Below are 19,630 nucleotides of genomic sequence, written 5' to 3'. Positions count from 1 at the left end.
TCTTTTAAAAAGCTGACATTAATCGAGTGTTTGGATCTTTTCCATTGCTTCTTTCATGATCGTCACTTCTTTCATCATGCGTGAGTAAGTCTTTTCATTCAACGATTGGGGACCGTCTGACCAAGCATTTGCAGGATCAGGATGAATCTCTACGATCATGCCATCTGCTCCGCTTGCCACACCCGCACGGGCCATTGGTGGTACAAGATCCCAAATACCTGTACCATGACTTGGATCAACGATCACAGGGAAATGAGTTAATTTTTTCATCAATGGGACAGCACTTAAATCAAACGTATTACGTGTAGCTGTCTCGTAAGTCCGAATCCCACGTTCGATAAAAATGACAGGAGATTTGTCTTCGACTGCAATGTATTCTGCAGCATTAAGCCATTCATTGATCGTACCAGAAATCCCACGTTTCAATCCAACAGGTTTACCTGTTTTGCCGACAGCAGATAGCAGTTTGAAATTTTGCATATTACGTGCGCCAATCTGTAGGATATCGCTGTACTCAGCCACCATGTCGATATGTCCTTCATCCATCACTTCAGTAATCACTTTCATTCCAAATTCATCAGCCGCTTGACGGATGTATTTCAATCCTTCTTCTTCTAAACCTTGGAAAGCATATGGAGAAGTACGTGGTTTGAAGGCACCACCTCGCAGAATTTTTGCGCCCCCGGCTTTAGCCATCCGCGCACATTCTCTGATTTGGTCTAATCCTTCGATAGAACAAGGACCAGCCATCGTCACAAAACTGCCGTCACCGATTTTTACTCCGTCTACATCCACGACTGTATTGCCAGGATGGAATTCTCGAGAAGTCAATTTGTATGTGTTCAAAATACGCACAGCATTTTCTACTCCTTCGTAGCGTGTAAATGCTCCTTCTTGTAAACTTCGCGTATCACCTTTTAGTCCAATCACTACTCGTTCTGTTCCTTGATCGATTGAGACTTTGAATCCTTCTTTTTCGATATGATCGACGACTTTTTTTACTTGTTCTTCCGTTGCTTCTTTTTTCATAATTACTATCATTGTTTTTCCCGCTTTCTTTTGTTTACTTATCTATCTTGGCTGATTTTCTCTACTTTTTCAAGGTGGTTTTACATAAATTCCTACTAAACGACCGTGTCCTATTGTTCTCATTTTCGCTCCTTCTTTCCTACTTATGAACCGGATAATCAACAAAAAAAGATGTCCCTGTAGGAAATTGCCTCTACAGTGAACATCTTCAACGAGCCTTAAAAAGCGCTGCAAAAATATAAAATAGCCACTATAGATGAATTTCTCTACGTGGCTGTAAGTCGTGTTTAAAAATCTTTAGCCATCATAGATACAAACTTGGTTTGTTTGTACCCACGAAGTCATGAATACAAACCTATCTAAAATAGCTAAAGTAATACGTATTCAGTTTTGTAAGTTTTCTAGATTTCATAAAAAATCGCTCCAAACTGATGTAAGAATTGTACCTAGTATAGACATAAAAAAATCGACTGTCAATCATTTTTGTGAAACTTTTTTTAATTTTCTGATAGTTAACTTTATTTTTCAGAAAAATAACAATTGGTTTCATTGAAGAAAATAGTCATGAACAAAAGATTCTGAGAACTTTTTTGCTCGCTTGTTCATGACGTATCTTGTTCATGACGTATAGAATAAAGCAGCTTTGTCTTGTAAACTCTGTTTTTCAAATAATAATCTAAAGATCGCTACTGGATAATAAAGCTGATTTCATGGTCCTCTTCGCCGCTGATGCGATAAGGTGACTCAACATCCGCTCCCCAGCTATTGATACCCCCGACTCCTCTTACTTTTGCAAAAATCGTAAGAACCGTTCGTCTTTCTGGCGGTAGTTCTTCTATATGTGTCGCCTGTTCCAGTTCTTCTGCTTTGAATGGTAAAGCGGAAAAAGCAAATGGCGTATCCTGCTGTTCAAATCGCAACGAAAAGTCTTCTTGATCTTTGTCCGTATTATCCAATGTTTGATTTCTTGTCAGTTCTAGCCATTTCGTTTCCATATGCATACCGCATTCTTGGGGAACAAGATATGGAGGGATAGGGAGTCCTTCCACTTTATAAATACCTTCGATACCACCAGCCAGCCGATCCGGATATGTTTCCCCTGATAAACCCTCATACTCAAAGAATTTTGCTTTTGTTGGCATAATGAACCTTATACCCAATGCTGGTAATTCCGGCAACCCTTTTTGTCCAACATAATGCATTTTAACAAGCATTTTACCCTCTCCAGCGATTTGGTAGGAAATTGTCACTTGTGTTTTTGGTACTGTGTTGATTTCCAGTGTAAAAATGATTTCAACTGTTCCAGCGTATTCATTACTTGAATATTGATTATTTACTGGGGCAATCGGCAAATCGATCTTTTTATTGTCCACCAGTACTTCTATTTCTTTGACTTTTGGATACAATCCGGCTCCTAACCACATACCAGATTTAAATCCAAATCCGCTACCTCTGTCATTATCGGTCGTTGCCCGCCAAAAAACTGGAAGTGTTTCCCGGTATAGCCATTCTTTTCCGTTTTTATTGAGCGATTCTAGTCCGCCTCTTGTATAAGAAAAAATATAATGCGTATTCCCCGATTTGACACCTAATGTACAGTCGCCGAAGACGATTGCAACTTTTTCTGTCTCCATATGACTTTTATTTACTGTATTTTTCATAATAATATCTTACCTCCTGCATGGCGGGTTTTTCTTGTCCATCTGCAAAAACGATTCCATTCCCTGAGAATTCATAGTCACTTGGTTTATCGTCAAAGTCACCGCCATAGCGCATCACTTCTCTACCAGTGATTGGATCAGTCACTTGGATCGCCTGATCTTTAAAATCCCATATATAGCCTCCTTGGTACATTTCATAACGATCAAGCAACGTCATGTAAGAATCCATTCCACCTAACGAATTCCCCATGTCATGCATGTATTCACATAAGATGAACGGTTTTTCCGCTTTATTTTCAAGGTAGTCAACAATCTCTTCTGGTGGCGCATACATGCAGCTTTTTACATCTGAAATCGAATCTTCGAATGCTGGATTTGGAAAATTCCCTTCATAATGAACAAGTCGATCGGGGTCTACTTTTTTGAAGTAATCGTTCATTTGTCGAATGTTTTCTTCCGCATAGGATTCATTTCCAAGAGACCAAAAAAGAATGCTTGGATGGTTCTTTAATGTTTCGAAATTCGTTTTTGCCCGATCAAGAACAGCAGATTGCCACTGAGGTACTGCACCTGGCACATTGTAAGAAGGCTCAAATGCACCCATTTTTTGCCATGAGCCATGGGATTCGAGGTTCGTTTCCGCCATCACGTGGATACCTGCTTGGTCGCATAAATAATACCAAGTGATCTGGTTGGGGTAATGAGATGTCCGTACGCCGTTGATCTTTGCATTTTTTATGATAGCCAAATCTTTTTCCATATCTTCTATAGTGATGGCGCGTCCTTTTCTTGGATGCCACTCATGTCGATTTACCCCGTTGATGATCATCCGTTTTCCATTGAAGTATATGATTTTATCTTTGATTTCGATTTTACGAAAACCGAAGGAATAGTTAATATACTCCGTTACTCTTTTTTCTTCGTCTATCGTCTCCAATTCAAGCTTATATAAATTGGGCTGAAAATGCCCCCACAATGCCACGTTTTCAAATCCATCGATCCGAATCGTCATTTGTTCTTTTAACGGATATTGCTGTTGATAGATTTCCTTCCCCTCAGGATCTAGTATCGCTACATTCAGCTGACTGTTTTTGGCTACTTGCTCAAAAGACAAATCTACTTCAAGTTTACCATTTTGACATTTGTCATCTAAGCGAGGTTTGATCCAAAGATCTTCTAAATGGTTTTGTCCTCGAGCAACTAAGAAGACCTCTCTGAAGATCCCAAAAAATCGGAAAAAGTCCTGATCTTCCAAGAATGCAGCTGTACTTCTTTTGTAAACCTCCACAGCTAGAATATTTTCTTCTTCCAAATAAGGTGTTAAATCAAATTCAGACGGAGTGAACGAATCTTCGGCATAGCCGATAAAATGACCATTCAACCAAAGGAACATTGCTTGTTCTACACCAGCAAAATGTATCGAGATTTGTTTTCCCTTTAGACCTTCTTCTAATCGAAAAGTCGTCAAATAGGACCCCACCGGATTGTCTTTAGCAGCTGAAAATATCCCTTCCGCCTCTTTCTCAGGGCTTGTCGTGAAAGGGGGACGGCGAAATACATGTCCCTCCCACGGATACATCGTATTGATGTAATGGATCTTGTCATAATTTGCTAATTCAATATGACTAGGAACAGTGATTTCATCAAAAGAACAGGCATCAAAATCTTTTTTATAAAATGTTTTTGGACGTACCGAAGGATTTGGCGAATAACAAAAACGCCATGTTCCATTTAAAGACTGTTTAAGGGATGATGTGGTTTCTACTTCTTCCCTTGTTGCATAGCAAACATGATCACTATGCGCATTTGATTGGTTCACTCTAAAAACTTGTGGATCATCTAACCATTTTATATTTGCTTTCATACTTTTTTCCTTCTCTCTCATAACTTTTTGAAATGAAGCAGCTCTGTTTGGAAATCACCTTGAAAATCAGGGAAGTAAAGTCCGACTGTCATCAATTCGGCCCCCGAAAATAGCCGCTTCGAGGTCTGTTCCTGATAAAGTGCCTCATCATCTAACCCCAACAGATATACTTCATGGAACGCTGGTTGAGCTGAAGCTAGTATCCTCCCTAAAAACACAATAGCTTCATCTTGTTTAGGAGACACAAACATCCATGCGACAATATTTTCTTCAAAAGGACTCGCCAAACGATAATAATGGCCGTACTGGATCACGGGACGAATCGTTTGATAGGATATAATTTGTTCTTTGACTTGCTTTTTTTCTTCAGGAGACAGCTTTGTCAAATCCAGTTCATAACCAAAAACAGCGCTCATAGCTGTTTCTCCTCTTGTTTTCAACGAAGTAGATCTGCCAGTCTGATGATTTGGTACAGCTGATACATGAGCCGTGATGGACGAAATCGGATAAGCAAGACTTGTTCCATATTGGATTTTCATACGCTCCACTGCATCCGTGTTATCACTTGTCCATGACTGCGGCATATAATAAATAAAACCAGCATCAAACCGCCCACCTCCACCAGAACAGCCTTCCCATAAGATTTCCGGATAATCAGCTGTCAAATGTTCGAGTAGTTCATAAAGCCCAAGCATATAACGATGCGCTACTTCTCCTTGTCTAAGTGGGTCAAGGGTAATCGAATAGATATCTGAAAGCGAACGATTCATATCCCATTTGATGTAGTCAAGAGGAATCGTGTCTAAAATCTTTCTCATTTGTTTCTCAATCGTCTGCCGAACATCTAACCTTGTAAAATCCAGTACATGTTGTGATCTGGAAGCAGAAGGCATTCTACCTGGCACCTGCATAAGAAAATCAGGATGTGTTCGATACAGTTCAGAATCAATGGAGATCATTTCTGGTTCAAACCATAAACCAAATTTCAATCCTTTGCTATGAGCATAATCTGCTATTTCACGTAATCCATTTGTTAACTTGCCTTTATACTCGAACCAGTCTCCTAATGAAGAATTGTCCGCATCTCTTTTTCCAAACCAGCCATCATCTAATACGAACATTTCGATGCCTAGCTCCTTTGCTTCATCAATGATCGCCTTGATTTTTTCACTATTGAAGTCAAAGTAAGTGGCTTCCCAGTTATTGACAAGAATCGGCCGTTCAGCAAATTGATGACGACCTCTTGCGATTCTTTCACGTAGCAACTCATGGTGGATCTGACTCATTTTGTTCAATCCCTGACTTGAGTAAGAAAGGATCATTTCAGGTGTTTGAAAAGACTGATTTGCATTCAATTCCCACGAAAAACAATGGCTGTTGATCCCACCGACGACTCTCAATTGATTGATCTGATCTTTTTCAAGTTCGAAAGAATGGTTGCCGGAATAAACAAATTGAAGTCCAATCGCTTCTCCAGTATTTTCTGTCGTATGATGATGAACTAAAGCAATAAAGTTATTCATATGGTGACTGCTCGTTCCTCGACGGCTTTCAAATACTTTTGTTCCAGATAAAAGAGATTGCCGTGAGATCTGTCTTTCATTGACATGTGCTCCTGGCAAAGCAATGACTTCATCAAATCGCCTAGTATGGGCAAAATCTAACTGGAAACTAGCTGCTTTTTCTAGTTTGATTGTTTCTCTAGTTTCATTTCTTATCTTTACAGATCGTGTGATCACTGCTCTATCACTAAATATGGTATAGAACAAATCGAAATAAATCGCTGTTTCTCTATCCTTAAGTGAAATCACCAACGTTTGTGCCTCTGACTTGTCTAGCACATAAGTTTGAGGCAAGCCTTCGATGTCTGGCTTCCCATCTGTAATATAATGACTATCATATCTCAGATCCAGTAAGTCTGACCCATTCTTGCGCTGAATGATCGATGCGGGCGTTCGAAAGTCCATGCTGCCATGAGAAGAGTATTCTTGTGGTAGTGTATCTTTCGACAGAGACCGGTCAGGATTTAAGGGAATATTTCCTGAAAATCCACGATCTCTTCGGGGATAATTTTTATTGTCTTTGTACTGCTTGACTGGTTTGCCAAAATAAATATGCGCCAATACATTGCTCTCTTCTATCTTTATCAGATAAGAAAGAAATGTATTTCGTAAATGGAATACTCGGCTCTTTTCATCAAATAAGATGAAATTTTTTTCTGTTTTTTTATGCGTAATATCCATCATTTCACTCCCACCAAAACGGAAATCGTTTACTTTTTTTATAATTCCTGTATACTGTTTACTAAACAATTTTGTCAATAGAAATTTTTTGTTTTTTTGAGGAGTGTGTAAAAATGGTTGGAATTAGAGATGTCGCACGAAAGGCAAATGTCTCTCCTGCTACAGTTTCCCGCGTGTTGAATAACGATCAGACGATCCATGTGGCTCAGGCTACTCGGCAACGAATAGTAGAGGCAGCAGCTGCGTTGGATTATGATATCAGTACTCGAAAATATATCAAAAAGAGAATGCCTTCGATTGGTGTGATCTCTACGATCGGCAAAGCGAGCGAAGAACAGGATATCTATTACAAACATTTGCGAGTAGGGATGGAAGAAGAAGCTCGACGTCTGCATTTAGGGATGAATCGAATCTATAATCTATCTGATAATCCTAAACAATGGGAAGATCTAGATCAGTTAGGTGCGGTGATCGTTGTTGGGACCGTTACGAAAGAATCGATTACCGCCTTATTAAAACAAAACATGCAAATAGTCGTCGTGGATAACCCTGACATCCAGCAAGAGGTCGATATGGTTTATGCAGATCTTGAACGGATGACTAAAACCGTACTGGAATTGTTCTTAGAAAATGGCCATAAAAGAATAGCCTATATCGGGGGGTATAAAGTCGATATGGATGAACTGGGTGGGAAGCAGATTTCTATAAACGAAAAGAGAATGCGTGCCTATCAGCATTTTATGATCGATCATCACTTAGAAAAATATATGTCTTATCGTCTAGGTGGCTGGACAGAAAAACAAGGTGAGGGACTTGCGACTGATCTATTAGAAAATGAATCCCCTCTTCCTACTGCCATTCTTGTCGGGAGCGATCCAATGGCAATCGGTGTCTATCGGGCATTGAAACAAAAAAATATCCAAATTGGAGAAGAGATTGTTGTAGCAAGCTTTGATAATATCGAGACAATCGCAAACCTCTCCCCTGGCTTGACCAGTGTCCAAATCAATGCGAAATCAATTGGGCAAGCAGCTGTTCGAATGGCATTGGAGCGAATTGACGGAATACGGGACGAACCAATCATTTTGACTTATCCTGCACGATTGATTGTTCGGGAAAGTTTTATCCCAAGAACAAAAAGGTATTAAAAGAGAGGTTGCAAAAAGCCGCTTCGTTTCTTCATACTCAAAACTAAACGGCTTTTTCACAACCTCTTACTTATACTTATTCACAAAATCCAATGTCTGCTGGTAACAATTTTGCGATTCTTTTAGCGTGTAATCAAATTGGTATTCATGGGTAATCTCTTTTTTTGTATCTGTATAAAACAAGGATTGCACGGGTACCTTTAATTCTGTCAACCGATTTTCTAATGCTTGACCTTGCTCTTGGAAGGAGTAAGCATTTCCGTCAGTTATATACGTTGGCGGAAATTCCTTAGAAACATGGTCAGCCACACTAGCTTCTTTCAGTTGCTCGCTCGTTTTCCAATCTTTTGTTCCAATCAACGACCATGCAACGGTTTTGACGAAGAACTTCATAAATCGATCATCCGAATGTTGCTGTGCTGTTAGCTTTAAATCAACGGGTCCACAATAAGAAATGGTTCCTTTCAAACTATCTTTTGGAAGTACCTGTTTGATTTTCATCTGTTTGGCATACGCTTCATTTGTTTGTAGAGCTGCATATTGCAAAGCGATTTGTGCACCTGCACTATCGCCGCCAAAAAATAGTTGTTCCATGTCTAGCAGTTTGTCGTCGCCTTCAGCTAATAAATCTTTGACCAGCTCATTCACTTGAAGAACTTGATTAGGGTATTCTGAATCAGGCGCTAATTCATAATTCATCGCAACCACTGCGATGTTGGCATCTGATACTAATTTTGTCGCAAATTCCTTGACACCTGATTTATCTCCGCCGACGAACCCTCCACCATGTACCCAAAACAGAACAGGAACAGGTCCCTTGCTGTTTTTTGGATAGTAGATATCATACGTATTCTCTTTATAGTTGGACTCGTACGTCAAATCTGTTTTTTTCGCCACGTTTTTTTCTGCTTGATTGAACGTTTTCTGATCGATGATTTGAACAGTATTTGAAAACATATGGTTGATCAAGAATGCTCCGGGTCTGGGGGAAAGCTGGAAGGCAAGAAAGATTGCAAACGCGATCCCAAGAATGATTCCGAAGAACCATCCGATAAATTTAAGAATTTTCTTTTTCATAAGTCTCCCTCAGAAATTAATATTAAGCATTCTGATTATACCATAGTGTTCTTTCCTAGCAAGCTCTCCTGCATGATTTAATTGTTCCCCCAAACTTCTTCTGCAATGCTTTTGACAAAAGCAATCTTTTCCCATTGTTCTTCTTCAGACAAAATATTTCCTTCTTCTGTTGAAGCAAATCCGCATTGAGGACTTAAGCACAAACGATCCAAAGGCAGATATCGTGTCGCTTCGTAGATCCGGTCAATCACTTGCTGGCGCTCTTCCAGTTCACCACTTTTCGTTGTGATCAAGCCTAATACAACTAATTTATCTTCGGAAACTTTCGCTAAAGGTGCAAAACTCCCAGCACGTTCACTATCGTATTCTAAATAATAGGCACGGACATTTTCTTGAGTAAATAATGGATCTGCTACGTCGTCATAGCCCCCCGATGCTGCCCAAGTAGAATGATAATTCCCGCGACAGACATGTGTATTGAGTGTTAAATCATCCGGCTGGTCAGCTAAGACTGCATTGTTGATCGTTAAATAAAGATTTGCTAGTTCCCGACGAACTTCTTTTTCATCTTTTCCCTCATCCATCGCAAACCCTTTAGGAAGTGGTGCAACTAATACTCCCCATGTACAATCATCTAGCTGGATCGTCCGCGCACCTGCTTCATATAAGTCGTCGATCACTTGACGATAAGCTGCGATGATATCTTTGATCAATGTTTGATTGTCTTCATAGACTTTTCGAACATGGGGTAATATATCCGGACGAAGTAGTTCCACTAAAATTTGAGCTGGAGCAGGAATTGTCTGTTTCACTTCGATGCCTTGACTTGTATGTGCCTGAGTGAATTTAAAATGTTCGACGAAAGGGTGGTTCGTACCAGAAATTTTCCCCGTCACAATCACTGTACCAGGACGTGTCTCTTCTCCATGAAAGAAATAGCCATGTTCAGGCACATAAAATTCCACGCCATTCAACCCATAAAAGAAGTCCAAGTGCCACCAGCTGCGACGGAACTCTCCATCAGTAACAGCTTTCAAACCAGCTCCTTCTTGTTTTTTTATCAATTCGATGATTGTTTCATCTTCTACTTTTCGAAGTTCTTCTTGTGTGATTTCCCCATCAGTAAAACGAGTCCTTGCCTCTTTCAATTTTTCAGGACGTAAAAAGCTCCCAACGATGTCATAGCGAAATGGTGATGTTGTTCGAATTGTCATAAAAAATCTCCTCCAATAATCATGTTTTAACAAAGCGTAAGAAGCTTTTCAAAAAAAGAAAAAAGTACCCGCCTCTTTTGCCGTTGAACGACAAAAGGGACGAATACTTCGTGTTACCACCCTTATTTGCATTATTCTCACAAATAATGCCTCATCGGTACAGATTGTATACCCGGCGAGTTATCGGTCGCTTTACCGTTTAGATTGCGTGAACAATCCAAAAAACTCAGAGCTCATCTTCACTGACCAAACAATCCTTGCTCTCACCTACCAAGGTCTCTGTACTTATTTCCGATCAGCTACTCTTCTCTTCAACGCTTCATTATTTGCTAATTAATATCCCACTTTCGTTTCATTTTGTCAATCTTTTTTCAATAAAAAAAATCGAGCGATTTCTCTCTCATTTCATTTTCATCCATTCAATCCACTTATCCTAAATATTTCTTTCCTATTTTTTCATTTCCATCCATGCATGATAATATTCAATTCTGATATTGTTTTCGTCCGTATTGGTCAATAGATATTGTCCGATCACTTCTCCTGTTTCCCACCCTTTTACATGCATTGTTTCTCTGACTTCTAAGATATTATTACGTTCCGCATGGTTCATCTCAGATTTCAATAAAAACCGGCGATAAATAGTCGTATCTTTTTTCTTCCAAATCACATCTTGGGAAAATAAATGTATGTCACTGGGGTCGATAAAAAAGCCGTACATCGTTTGCGAACTGGAAGCTGGCATACTCATCATTCCAAAACTCGAATAGTTTGGTAGAAATTGTTTTATTTCCACAATATCTTCAAATTCCGTTGAGATCATACAGTCAAAAGGGATCTCTTCTATAGGAAATTCTTCCTCGTTTGTATCGATCATCAATTTCAACTGTTTTTTTCGCGCCCTTATCTCTTTCTGTTTTTGTTTCATTATCAATAGTTCTTTATGGATTCTTTTTTCTGTTTCATCAAGTGTCTCATATAACTCCGTCAACGTTTTACCATATAAATTCTTCATCTGCTTGATCGGTATATCTAATTTTCTATAAAAAACGATATCATAAAGCATAAAAATATCATCGATATCAAACAAGCGGTAATCATTCTCTTCCTGTCTGCTTGACCGGATCAGTCCCTGTTCATCCCAATAGCGAATCGTTGATTTTGGCAAATCAAACAGTTCCGATACTTGGCCGATCGTGTACATTTTTTTCATTTTTTCTCACCTCTTTTCCAGTTTATTCTTTTTTCTATTGACCTTCAAGCTACTTGAAGGTATAGAATCGAAAAGTATCAGGAAAAAGGAGGAATAATATGACTATCTTAAAAAAATTCTTACAGCAAAACAAAGGACTCGCTCTCCTTACCTTTGTGATGATCTGTTTACAAATCGCCGGTACATTAGGTGTACCAAAATTAGTAGCCAAACTGATCGACACAGGTATAGCAAGTGGCGAAGCCTCTGTTATCAAGAAAATCGGCGTTGAAATGCTACTTGTAGCATTTCTAGGAACGATTGCTGCAGTTGCCTCTAGTTACTTTTCAGCATTGGCATCCGCTCGGTTTGGTTTCCAGACACGGGAGAAATATTTCCGTAAATTCCAACAACTGTCAATGAAGGATATCAGCCGTTTCAGTTCTGGATCTCTTTTGACAAGAATGACGAATGATGTCGATAATGTCCAGCAAATGATTGTTTTATTTTGCCAAATGATTTTACCAGCACCAGTTATTTGCTTTTTCACCATCCTCATGATGTTTCGTTATTCTCTATTGCTTACATGGGTTACATTATTCTCTGTTGTTTTTTACGTATGGATCGTTTACCGACTGATGAAACGAGGAACGCCTTTATCTTTGAGTATCCAACCAAAAATGGATCGGATCACCATCACATTGAGAGAATTCTTTACGGGGATCAATATGATCCGTGCCTTTGATAATCAATCATATGAAGAAAAGCGAACGAATCAGACCTTTGCAGATTATGCTAGTCAAATGATCAAAGTGAACCGAATCTTTGCTTGGGTCACTCCAATTGCTTTTTTACTCATGGGAATCGTTTATGCTTCTATTTTGTGGTTTGGCGGAAATCTTGTGGCAGACGGGACGTTACAGATCGGGGTCGTGACCGCGGTAGTGGAATACTCTATGCTGACACTTGCTTATTTGATGATTGCAGCCATGGTACTGGTCATTATCCCTAAATCATTCGCCTCTTTACGACGGATAGAAGAAATACTCGAAGCAGAGATCGAAATTAAAGAAGAGACGATCCAAACAGTTGCTAAACCATCCTTTGATCAGACAAATGCAGCTGCTTTTAAACATGTCACATTCAAATATACTGAAACTTCTGATCCAGTTCTAGAAGATATTGATTTTACAATACCTAAAGGAAAAACAACGGCGATCGTTGGTGGGACCGGATCTGGAAAAAGTAGTTTAGCAAAACTTCTCTTGAGACTAAGTGATCCTACGGTAGGAAAAGTGACCCTTGGTGGTATTCCTCTTACTCAAATGACGCAGGAACAGATCCGCTCCCACATCAGTTATGTCCCTCAAAAAGCCTTCTTATTCAGCGGTACGATCTTAAGCAACTTGCAGATGGGAAATGAACATGCTTCACCAGAAGAATTGGCTAAAGCGATCAAGGTCGCCCAATTAGAAGAACTAGTGGACACTCTTCCTGATGGATTAGATAGCTTTGTTGCTCAAGGTGGTTCTAATTACTCTGGCGGACAGAAACAGCGGATATGCATTGCTCGAGCATTGATCAAACCAGCAGAAATCTATGTATTCGATGATAGTTTTTCCGCTTTAGATTATAAGACAGACGCAGCATTAAGGGCAGCACTCCATAAACACATGTCGGAGAAAACTCTCGTGATTGTTGCTCAACGGCTCAGTACGATCCAACAAGCAGATAACATCATTGTTTTAGATGAAGGAAAAATCGTAGGACAAGGTACTCATGAAGAACTATTGTCTAATTGTCAAACATATCAAGAGTTTGCCAAATCACAAGGAATATAGAAAGAAGGGATTCGATGGAAAAGAAAAAAACGTTGAACACACACGCTTTGATACGTTTTTGGAAAATGATCAAACCTGAACATAAATATTTTTACGGATTGTTTCTATGCAGTTTATTGGGCAACCTATTAGTTGTAGCCATGCCCCTGATCATGGGAATTGGGATTGATGATTTGTTGTCGCAAATAAGAAAAACAGGTATTGGACAGCTTACTTTCAGTGATATCAAACAGGCATTGCTGTTCCCTGTCTTATTGCTGATCGGCTGTTCAGTCCTAAGCAGTGTTGCTTCATTTATCCAAGAACGTACAATGGCAGCATTAAGCGAAAAGATCACATTGAGGGTACGAAAAGAAATCACAAAAAAATTCAAAACATTGCCGATGTCGTTTTTTGATAATCATCAAGTCGGCGACATCATCAGTCGGACGACTACCGGACTCAATCAGCTTTCTCAAGTGTTATTGACAGGTATCAATCAATTTTTCACTTCTGTGGTAACAATAGTTGCTGCTGGTCTAATGCTGTTTTATATCGAAAGCAAGCTTACTTTGCTCGTCTTATTGCTGATCGTCGGAAGTTCAATTGTTACAACTAAAATTGCGAATAAAAACAAACAGATTTCTGAACAAAACCAATATGAACTAGGTGTCTTGAATAATCGGATGGAAGAAATCTTAGCTGGTAATCTAGTAGTCAAAACATTCAATCAGCAAGCTCGTGCAGAGGCTTCTATACATGAAGTAAACAAAAAACAATACAATGCTTTTAAACGTGCTCAATTTATGAACTTTGCCATCTATCCGGCAATCCGTTTCATCAATCAACTTGCCTTCATCATAAGTGCGGTATTCGGTGCTATACTCGTTCTTTCTGGCGGTGTGACGATTGGCTTCTTACAAGCTTACCTTCAGTACATCAATCAGATCTCTGAACCAATTTCCACTGCTTCTTATGTGATCAACTCGATCCAATCCGCAATGGCTGCAATCGAAAGGATCTTTGAAATATTAGATGAAACAGATGAAATTCCGGACCTACCAGAAGCAAAACTTTTGGAAGAACCGAAAGGAAAAATAGCTTTCAAAAATGTACAATTTGGTTACACATCAGATAAAATATTGATGAATCAAGTTGATTTTTCAGTAAAACCAAAACAAACTGTGGCGATTGTTGGCCCAACTGGTGCAGGAAAAACGACTTTAGTTAATCTGCTGATGCGTTTTTATGAACTGAATAAAGGAAAGATCGAATTTGACGGCTGCGATATTACTAAGCTTTCGCGTGGAGAACTACGCCGTTCTTTTGGGATGGTCTTACAAAATACCTGGCTGTTTGAAGGAACAGTGGCCGATAATATTGCCTATGGGAAAATGGATGCCACGAGAGAACAAATTATCGAAGCGGCTGAAATCGCGCAATGTGATCACTTTATTCGAACACTGCCAGAGGGATATGATACAATCATCTCTAGCGAAAATGGTACGTTATCTCAAGGGCAGCAACAATTATTAACAATTGCACGGGTCATTCTGGCAAATCCCCCTGTCGTTATTTTAGATGAAGCAACTTCTAGTGTAGATACACGAACAGAAGCATTGATCCAGCAAGCAATGGAGGCTGTGACAAAAGACAGGACAAGTTTTGTCATTGCCCACCGTTTGTCAACGATTGAAAATGCAGATATGATCCTTGTAATGAAAAACGGCGATATCGTCGAAAAAGGAACGCATTCTGAATTACTCCAAGCACCAACGCTTTATGCTAGCCTTTATAATAGTCAATTTCAGGTAGCATAGCCAAAAGAGCGTGGGACAAAAGTAAAGAACACTTTTGTCTCACGCTCTAAACACGTATAAAAGGCGGAAGCAATTCTGATGGCTTTCATGAGTTTTTTTAACGTAGCTTTTCTAAATGCAGCTACGTTTCTTGTTTCTTTTGTCATCATGACTTTTTTCACCCCTCATTTTCAACGACTTTTTCATGAACAGCCGTTTGAATTACCAAAAAACGTGGAGTAAAGCGGCATTTTGTTCACTCTTTCTTTGTCTTTTTTAGGTTATATTATTGTCAAGAACATGAAACGAAGTATAGGAGGATTTAAATAGTGAAAGGATGTGGAACGATCATCAAGATCATCGTTCCACATCCTTTTTTAACCATATTAATTATTAAAGATCTTAGGGCCTTTTCTCATGTTTTTACGATCATTTTTAGGTGTTTCCATTTGTTTGGATCGACCTCCACCTTGTTTCTTTTTGATCAATTCTTTCATTTTTTCTTTTTGGTCCATTTTTATTCTCCTTTAACGAATGAAGCGACTAATTCGATATGTCTTGAGAGGACAGAATTGATGTCATTTGAGTATGTCTGTTCTCGGAAACATATCCATGGTGTTTTTGGCGCTATCGGTAGACGGGAACATATCTACCAATCGTACTGATTGCGAAAAGGAGCTGTGACATAAGTCCCTAGAAAAAATCGCATGAAATTACGAAAAATCGTTCTTTTCATGCGATTTATTGGGTAAAAGGAAAGGAGCACCGGTTGCCGCTAATGTCCCAACATTTAATCCAGAAAGAACTAAACAAAATGCACACTAATATAACATAAATCAACTCACTTTGGATTTATCTACTTCATTTTCTCCAAAAGGATCTTTGCAAAATAATCATATCAACCAGCTGCACACTACATTCAAAAATCGGATTGTCATCATTGTCAATAAAAATTTTTATGTTATGATAACAAACAACTTATCTAACTTCTGTCGGTTACGCGTCCGACAATCTTTCATCGATATGCTCCAAAAAATAGAAATACTTTTCAATCCTTATCCATTAATGCCGATTTGTAAATCATATATTTCGTTTAATAAGTTCCTTCTTCTCCTTGAGATGTTAGAATTAACGGCCCATCTTTCGTGATTGCCAAGCTATGCTCATATTGACAACTTAAACTGCCATCTAGAGTTCTTGCTTCCCATCCATTAGACATCATCTTTACTTGCCCATCACCCACATTCACCATGGGTTCAATCGTGATGACCATTCCCTCTCTCAGGCGAACCCCTTTCCCAGGTGTCCCATAATGAGCAAAGAAAGGTTCCTCATGGATACTAGGTCCAATGCCATGAGCAATAAAATCTCGTACGACGCTATACCCTTGTGCTTCTACATAAGCTTGTATGGCATAACCAATATCCCCAGTCCGATTGCCAACCTGTGCTTGCTCGATTCCAAGATAAAGAGCCTTTTTAGTTACCGCCATCAAATTGTCAACTTCCGGTGTGCTTGCACCTACTACATAAGCCCAACAAGAGTCCGAGATCGCGCCATTTAAATTGACACACATGTCAACTTTAACCAAATCACCTGACTTTAAGACTTGTTTTTTGGGGAATCCGTGACAAATTTCATCATTCACACTGATACATGTAGCATACTTATAACCTTCAAATCCAATTTGGGCAGCAACTCCTCCATGACTTTCGATGTAATGACGCACAAAAACTTCAATGTCCCAACTGGTAATTCCTGGCTTGATAAAATCTCGTAGATGGATATGAACATCGGCTAATAACGATCCAGATTCAGCCATCAACTCAATTTCCCTTTTAGATTTTAAGGTAATCATGTGTACTCCCCGCTTTCAAATTTTTATAAGATTTTGTTACAAAGTTTCAAACTGATTTAATTTCCCATATTTCTACCGAAGTTTTCAGCAAGAATGCCGAGTAGCCTTTTTATTTCTCTACAGTCCAAAAAAGAAGAAGATTTCTTCTTTTCATCCTAGGAAACATAGCAGTATACGATGGCTTTTTTAGGAGAGCGTCGTCCGTTGGAGCAGATCAATAAATATCATATAACATTCTTTTCGCTCTGATAAAAATCCGTTTTCTCGAATGGACGCTCTAATATCCTCATGGCATCTTCCCTTTTGATATTAAAAAAGCTATATACCAACTATCCCTTTTCCCTTCATTCTCTTTAGAAAGATAGATTCTGTCCATTTGCTTTCAATTTCTTTGATAACGATAGACCTCAGCAAAACAAATCCTCCTCAAGCTTCATAATAGCTAGATGTCTTCTTTCTGGGGTGTGTTCGGTTATTTAGATGTGCTTTCACTAGTAGTATCCTTTAATAATTCTTCAAACCATTGCACGTTTACGACATGATGAGAACGGGAATTTTCCAACATCTTTTTAAAATAAGTAGGGATAGCTTCATTATGTTGAAGTGTTTGATCTAATAAAAAAATTTTCTTTTTCGTTTGTTCAATTTGTATTTTTATTAGCTTTATAAATTCCTCTTTTTTATATTCGTTAGCAAATAACATCGCTGCATAAAAAGAAAAATTTATATAATCGGTCTTAGAGCCATACTTAAACATTAATTTTTCGAATTCTTTGTTTCCTCGTTCAGTAATGATATAATTATGCTTTTCTCTAGTATTGTCTAGCTGATCGACTTTTTTAATATATTGCTTTTCTTCTAATTGTTGAAGATTATAGTAGAAGGACCCTTTCGTATAATTTACTATATATTTATAGTGACGCTCCTCCATTAATGCTAATAATTCGTAACCATAAGAACCTGGTTTTTGTTTTAATAAACCTAAAATTAGTAGTGGAATCAAAAAAACACCTCTTTAGACTCTGAATTGGTATTCTGTAATGCTAAAGTTTACCTCTTGTAGATTTGTTTAAGTTGAGCTTCAAATTCAGGATAGGAAATTTTTCCCAACGCCAATTCTAGGCTTTCCATATATATTTTTTCTGTTTGTGTATGTGGTCGATCACAATTAAGCTTGATCAACTCATTTTCATTATTTAATGGTTTTAATATATGCTGCCTATTAGAGAAAGCTTCAAAATATCGTAAACCAAATTTTCTTTGCGAAATTGCATCAATGTGGATACCATCAGGATTAGATGTTAAACCTTCGGCTGTGACAAAATAACAATGATCTTGTTCGAAAGCAAATTTTTGCAATTCTTGATTGATGAGGTTATATTCCGTACAATTTTTCCCGAACCCTTCTTTACCTAGAAAATCTCCTAAGCCACCAATAATGATCGGTATATTGGGGGCACTTAATTCCTTTCTAAGAGCCTTCATAATGGCAAGTAATTTTTGGTAATAGACTTTATACTTCCCATTCATACTATCGCTTTCTCCTTGGTGCCAAAGAATTCCTATTAACTCACTATTCTCCATAGCAAATTTTGCTTCTGTTATAGCATGTCTAAAAAGAGTCTGATCTACATGCCATTCATCAAGTGTACTTCCTCCTTCCGCACAGGGAATTAAGCCAATCGTTTCTTCTCGGTTTACATTGCACCATGCATCTGCAAAGGAAGCAGCTAAACTGACTCCAGAAACAGGGCGATCATAATTAATGGGTTCCGTCATCATTTGCCATCCCCCATTACGTAACATTTTAATCCTTTCATTATAAATTGGAGGTACATCATTGATAAAGCCTCGTCCTGCCATATTCGATTGCCCTATCATTAAAAATGATTTAATCATTTTCTTCATCCTTTCTTTCCATTTTCGAAGTAATCCTTTCAAGCTTCAATCAATATTGAAGAGATGCTCCACTCATTGACTGCTTCAACCAACTTTATTGAGTTATAAAAATAATCATAGTCTAATTAGACGAATATCCTATAAACATTATAGTCTAATTAGACTAATTGTCAACTCTTAAGTTTTGACGCGACAAAGATCCATTCCGCCATCCATCTGACATTCACGCTTGACAAAATCGACAATTCTCGATAAAATGAATTGTATGAAACAAGTAGATATTTTTAAAGCATTATCTAATGAAGCAAGATTGAAAATCTTAGAATGGCTGAAGGAACCAGATTTCTATTTCACTCCCCACGAAGGGATTGATATGAACAAAACCGGGGTATGCGTTAGTCAAATTTCAGAAAAATTAGAAATGACGCAATCGACGGCATCTCATTATCTCTCGATGCTTTTACAAGTTGGACTTATAAAAGCTGAACGTATAGGGAAGTATACCTATTACAAAAGAAATGAAGAGGCCATCAATGGGATCGCTGAGTTCCTAAAGCAAAAGGGATAACTGGGTGAAGCTGAATTCCTTACATTGTTTGGGGGATTCAGTTTCATCTCCGCTTAAATATATCGTTAGTATTCACGATATATTTTTTTGAATAAACATATCGATAATTAGCAATATATCGATGTAAAAACATAAGAATAAGGAGGGACATCATTTGTCTAATACTTTGAAAATTTATATCTTGGCAAGCGTTAGTTTTTTAGTGGGAACTTCCCAATATATTGTTTCAGGAATTTTAGATACGATTGCAAATTCACTTGA

Annotated in this window: 16 protein-coding genes and 1 other annotated feature; of the genes, 4 read left to right on the top strand and 12 right to left on the bottom strand. The window is 38.4% G+C overall.

From position 1 onward, the window contains the following. Positions 1-18 precede the first annotated feature (18 nt). The 4 genes from aroF to A5849_RS07490 all read right to left on the bottom strand — a co-directional run bounded on the left by aroF (position 19) and on the right by A5849_RS07490 (position 6,797). Positions 19-1,041, bottom strand: coding sequence for a 3-deoxy-7-phosphoheptulonate synthase (gene aroF, locus A5849_RS07510; protein ID WP_002313693.1), 1,023 nt, complete (start codon positions 1,039-1,041; stop codon positions 19-21). A gap of 674 nt (positions 1,042-1,715) precedes the next feature. After that, positions 1,716-2,690: a beta-galactosidase small subunit gene (locus tag A5849_RS07500; protein WP_002306525.1), complete on the bottom strand. Its 975-nt coding sequence runs from the start codon at positions 2,688-2,690 to the stop codon at positions 1,716-1,718. After that, positions 2,671-4,554 (bottom strand): glycoside hydrolase family 2 TIM barrel-domain containing protein, encoded by a 1,884-nt coding sequence (locus A5849_RS07495; RefSeq protein WP_002342180.1) that lies wholly within the window; start codon positions 4,552-4,554, stop codon positions 2,671-2,673. Before A5849_RS07495 ends, A5849_RS07500 begins: the two co-directional genes overlap by 20 nt. 17 nt (positions 4,555-4,571) lie before the next feature. Beyond that, positions 4,572-6,797, bottom strand: coding sequence for an alpha-galactosidase (locus A5849_RS07490; protein WP_002292032.1), 2,226 nt, complete (start codon positions 6,795-6,797; stop codon positions 4,572-4,574). Positions 6,798-6,910: 113 nt separating this feature from the next. On the opposite strand from A5849_RS07490, the gene A5849_RS07485 reads away from it, so the two are divergent. Further along, positions 6,911-7,945, top strand: coding sequence for a LacI family DNA-binding transcriptional regulator (locus A5849_RS07485; RefSeq protein WP_002306521.1), 1,035 nt, complete (start codon positions 6,911-6,913; stop codon positions 7,943-7,945). A gap of 66 nt (positions 7,946-8,011) precedes the next feature. On the opposite strand, the gene A5849_RS07480 is transcribed toward A5849_RS07485, so the two are convergent. The 3 genes from A5849_RS07480 to A5849_RS07470 form a co-directional block, all read right to left on the bottom strand. Continuing rightward, positions 8,012-9,022: an alpha/beta hydrolase gene (locus A5849_RS07480; protein WP_086310026.1), complete on the bottom strand. Its 1,011-nt coding sequence runs from the start codon at positions 9,020-9,022 to the stop codon at positions 8,012-8,014. Positions 9,023-9,099: 77 nt separating this feature from the next. Continuing rightward, complete coding sequence (locus tag A5849_RS07475; RefSeq protein WP_002292037.1) at positions 9,100-10,236, bottom strand: 5-methyltetrahydropteroyltriglutamate--homocysteine S-methyltransferase; 1,137 nt, start codon at positions 10,234-10,236, stop codon at positions 9,100-9,102. A 92-nt stretch (positions 10,237-10,328) separates the two neighbouring features. Next, positions 10,329-10,560 (bottom strand) — a binding site (T-box leader). Between the two features lie 124 nt (positions 10,561-10,684). Then, positions 10,685-11,446 carry a MerR family transcriptional regulator gene (locus tag A5849_RS07470; RefSeq protein ID WP_002348373.1) on the bottom strand — a complete coding sequence of 254 codons (762 nt, stop codon included), beginning with the start codon at positions 11,444-11,446 and terminating at the stop codon, positions 10,685-10,687. A 98-nt stretch (positions 11,447-11,544) separates the two neighbouring features. Between A5849_RS07470 and A5849_RS07465 the strand changes: the two genes are divergently transcribed. Continuing rightward, a complete protein-coding gene (locus A5849_RS07465; protein ID WP_002309027.1) occupies positions 11,545-13,266 on the top strand; it encodes an ABC transporter ATP-binding protein in 1,722 nt (573 codons plus the stop codon). Between the two features lie 14 nt (positions 13,267-13,280). After that, complete coding sequence (locus tag A5849_RS07460; protein WP_002309025.1) at positions 13,281-15,065, top strand: ABC transporter ATP-binding protein; 1,785 nt, start codon at positions 13,281-13,283, stop codon at positions 15,063-15,065. Here A5849_RS07460 and A5849_RS14950 read toward each other — a convergent pair. The 5 genes from A5849_RS14950 to A5849_RS07440 form a co-directional block, all read right to left on the bottom strand. After that, complete coding sequence (locus tag A5849_RS14950) at positions 15,053-15,214, bottom strand: hypothetical protein (protein WP_002306511.1); 162 nt, start codon at positions 15,212-15,214, stop codon at positions 15,053-15,055. The two genes, A5849_RS07460 and A5849_RS14950, sit on opposite strands and share 13 nt — an antisense overlap. A 216-nt stretch (positions 15,215-15,430) precedes the next feature. Beyond that, on the bottom strand, positions 15,431-15,559 hold the full coding sequence (locus A5849_RS15190) for a hypothetical protein (RefSeq protein ID WP_002292046.1): 129 nt from the start codon (positions 15,557-15,559) through the stop codon (positions 15,431-15,433). Positions 15,560-16,137: 578 nt separating this feature from the next. Next, the gene (gene map, locus A5849_RS07450; RefSeq protein WP_002348372.1) at positions 16,138-16,902 is read right to left on the bottom strand and encodes a type I methionyl aminopeptidase; all 765 of its coding nucleotides are present in this window, start codon (positions 16,900-16,902) and stop codon (positions 16,138-16,140) included. A 472-nt stretch (positions 16,903-17,374) separates the two neighbouring features. Continuing rightward, the gene (locus A5849_RS07445; protein WP_179189222.1) at positions 17,375-17,905 is read right to left on the bottom strand and encodes a PadR family transcriptional regulator; all 531 of its coding nucleotides are present in this window, start codon (positions 17,903-17,905) and stop codon (positions 17,375-17,377) included. 47 nt (positions 17,906-17,952) lie between these two features. Beyond that, positions 17,953-18,801 carry a sialate O-acetylesterase gene (locus A5849_RS07440; protein ID WP_025478109.1) on the bottom strand — a complete coding sequence of 283 codons (849 nt, stop codon included), beginning with the start codon at positions 18,799-18,801 and terminating at the stop codon, positions 17,953-17,955. 265 nt (positions 18,802-19,066) lie between these two features. Here A5849_RS07440 and A5849_RS07435 point away from each other — a divergent pair, with 265 nt between their 5' ends. Continuing rightward, positions 19,067-19,369 (top strand): helix-turn-helix transcriptional regulator, encoded by a 303-nt coding sequence (locus A5849_RS07435; protein WP_002348368.1) that lies wholly within the window; start codon positions 19,067-19,069, stop codon positions 19,367-19,369. The last annotated feature ends 261 nt before the right edge of the window (positions 19,370-19,630 follow it).

The organism is Enterococcus sp. 10F3_DIV0382 (assembly GCF_002140245.1).
Taxonomy (GTDB): Bacteria; Bacillota; Bacilli; order Lactobacillales; family Enterococcaceae; genus Enterococcus_B; species Enterococcus_B lactis.
The sequence above is the reverse complement of the archived record's forward strand: the minus strand, read 5'-3'. Positions and strand labels throughout refer to the sequence as shown.

Coding starts and splice junctions, on each gene's coding strand:
- aroF (WP_002313693.1), bottom strand. CDS start 1,041: ATGATAGTAATTATGAAAAAAGAAGCAACGGAAGAACAAGTAAAAAAA.
- A5849_RS07500 (WP_002306525.1), bottom strand. CDS start 2,690: ATGAAAAATACAGTAAATAAAAGTCATATGGAGACAGAAAAAGTTGCA.
- A5849_RS07495 (WP_002342180.1), bottom strand. CDS start 4,554: ATGAAAGCAAATATAAAATGGTTAGATGATCCACAAGTTTTTAGAGTG.
- A5849_RS07490 (WP_002292032.1), bottom strand. CDS start 6,797: ATGGATATTACGCATAAAAAAACAGAAAAAAATTTCATCTTATTTGAT.
- A5849_RS07485 (WP_002306521.1), top strand. CDS start 6,911: ATGGTTGGAATTAGAGATGTCGCACGAAAGGCAAATGTCTCTCCTGCT.
- A5849_RS07480 (WP_086310026.1), bottom strand. CDS start 9,022: ATGAAAAAGAAAATTCTTAAATTTATCGGATGGTTCTTCGGAATCATT.
- A5849_RS07475 (WP_002292037.1), bottom strand. CDS start 10,236: ATGACAATTCGAACAACATCACCATTTCGCTATGACATCGTTGGGAGC.
- A5849_RS07470 (WP_002348373.1), bottom strand. CDS start 11,446: ATGAAAAAAATGTACACGATCGGCCAAGTATCGGAACTGTTTGATTTG.
- A5849_RS07465 (WP_002309027.1), top strand. CDS start 11,545: ATGACTATCTTAAAAAAATTCTTACAGCAAAACAAAGGACTCGCTCTC.
- A5849_RS07460 (WP_002309025.1), top strand. CDS start 13,281: ATGGAAAAGAAAAAAACGTTGAACACACACGCTTTGATACGTTTTTGG.
- A5849_RS14950 (WP_002306511.1), bottom strand. CDS start 15,214: ATGATGACAAAAGAAACAAGAAACGTAGCTGCATTTAGAAAAGCTACG.
- A5849_RS15190 (WP_002292046.1), bottom strand. CDS start 15,559: ATGGACCAAAAAGAAAAAATGAAAGAATTGATCAAAAAGAAACAAGGT.
- map (WP_002348372.1), bottom strand. CDS start 16,902: ATGATTACCTTAAAATCTAAAAGGGAAATTGAGTTGATGGCTGAATCT.
- A5849_RS07440 (WP_025478109.1), bottom strand. CDS start 18,801: ATGATTAAATCATTTTTAATGATAGGGCAATCGAATATGGCAGGACGA.
- A5849_RS07435 (WP_002348368.1), top strand. CDS start 19,067: ATGAAACAAGTAGATATTTTTAAAGCATTATCTAATGAAGCAAGATTG.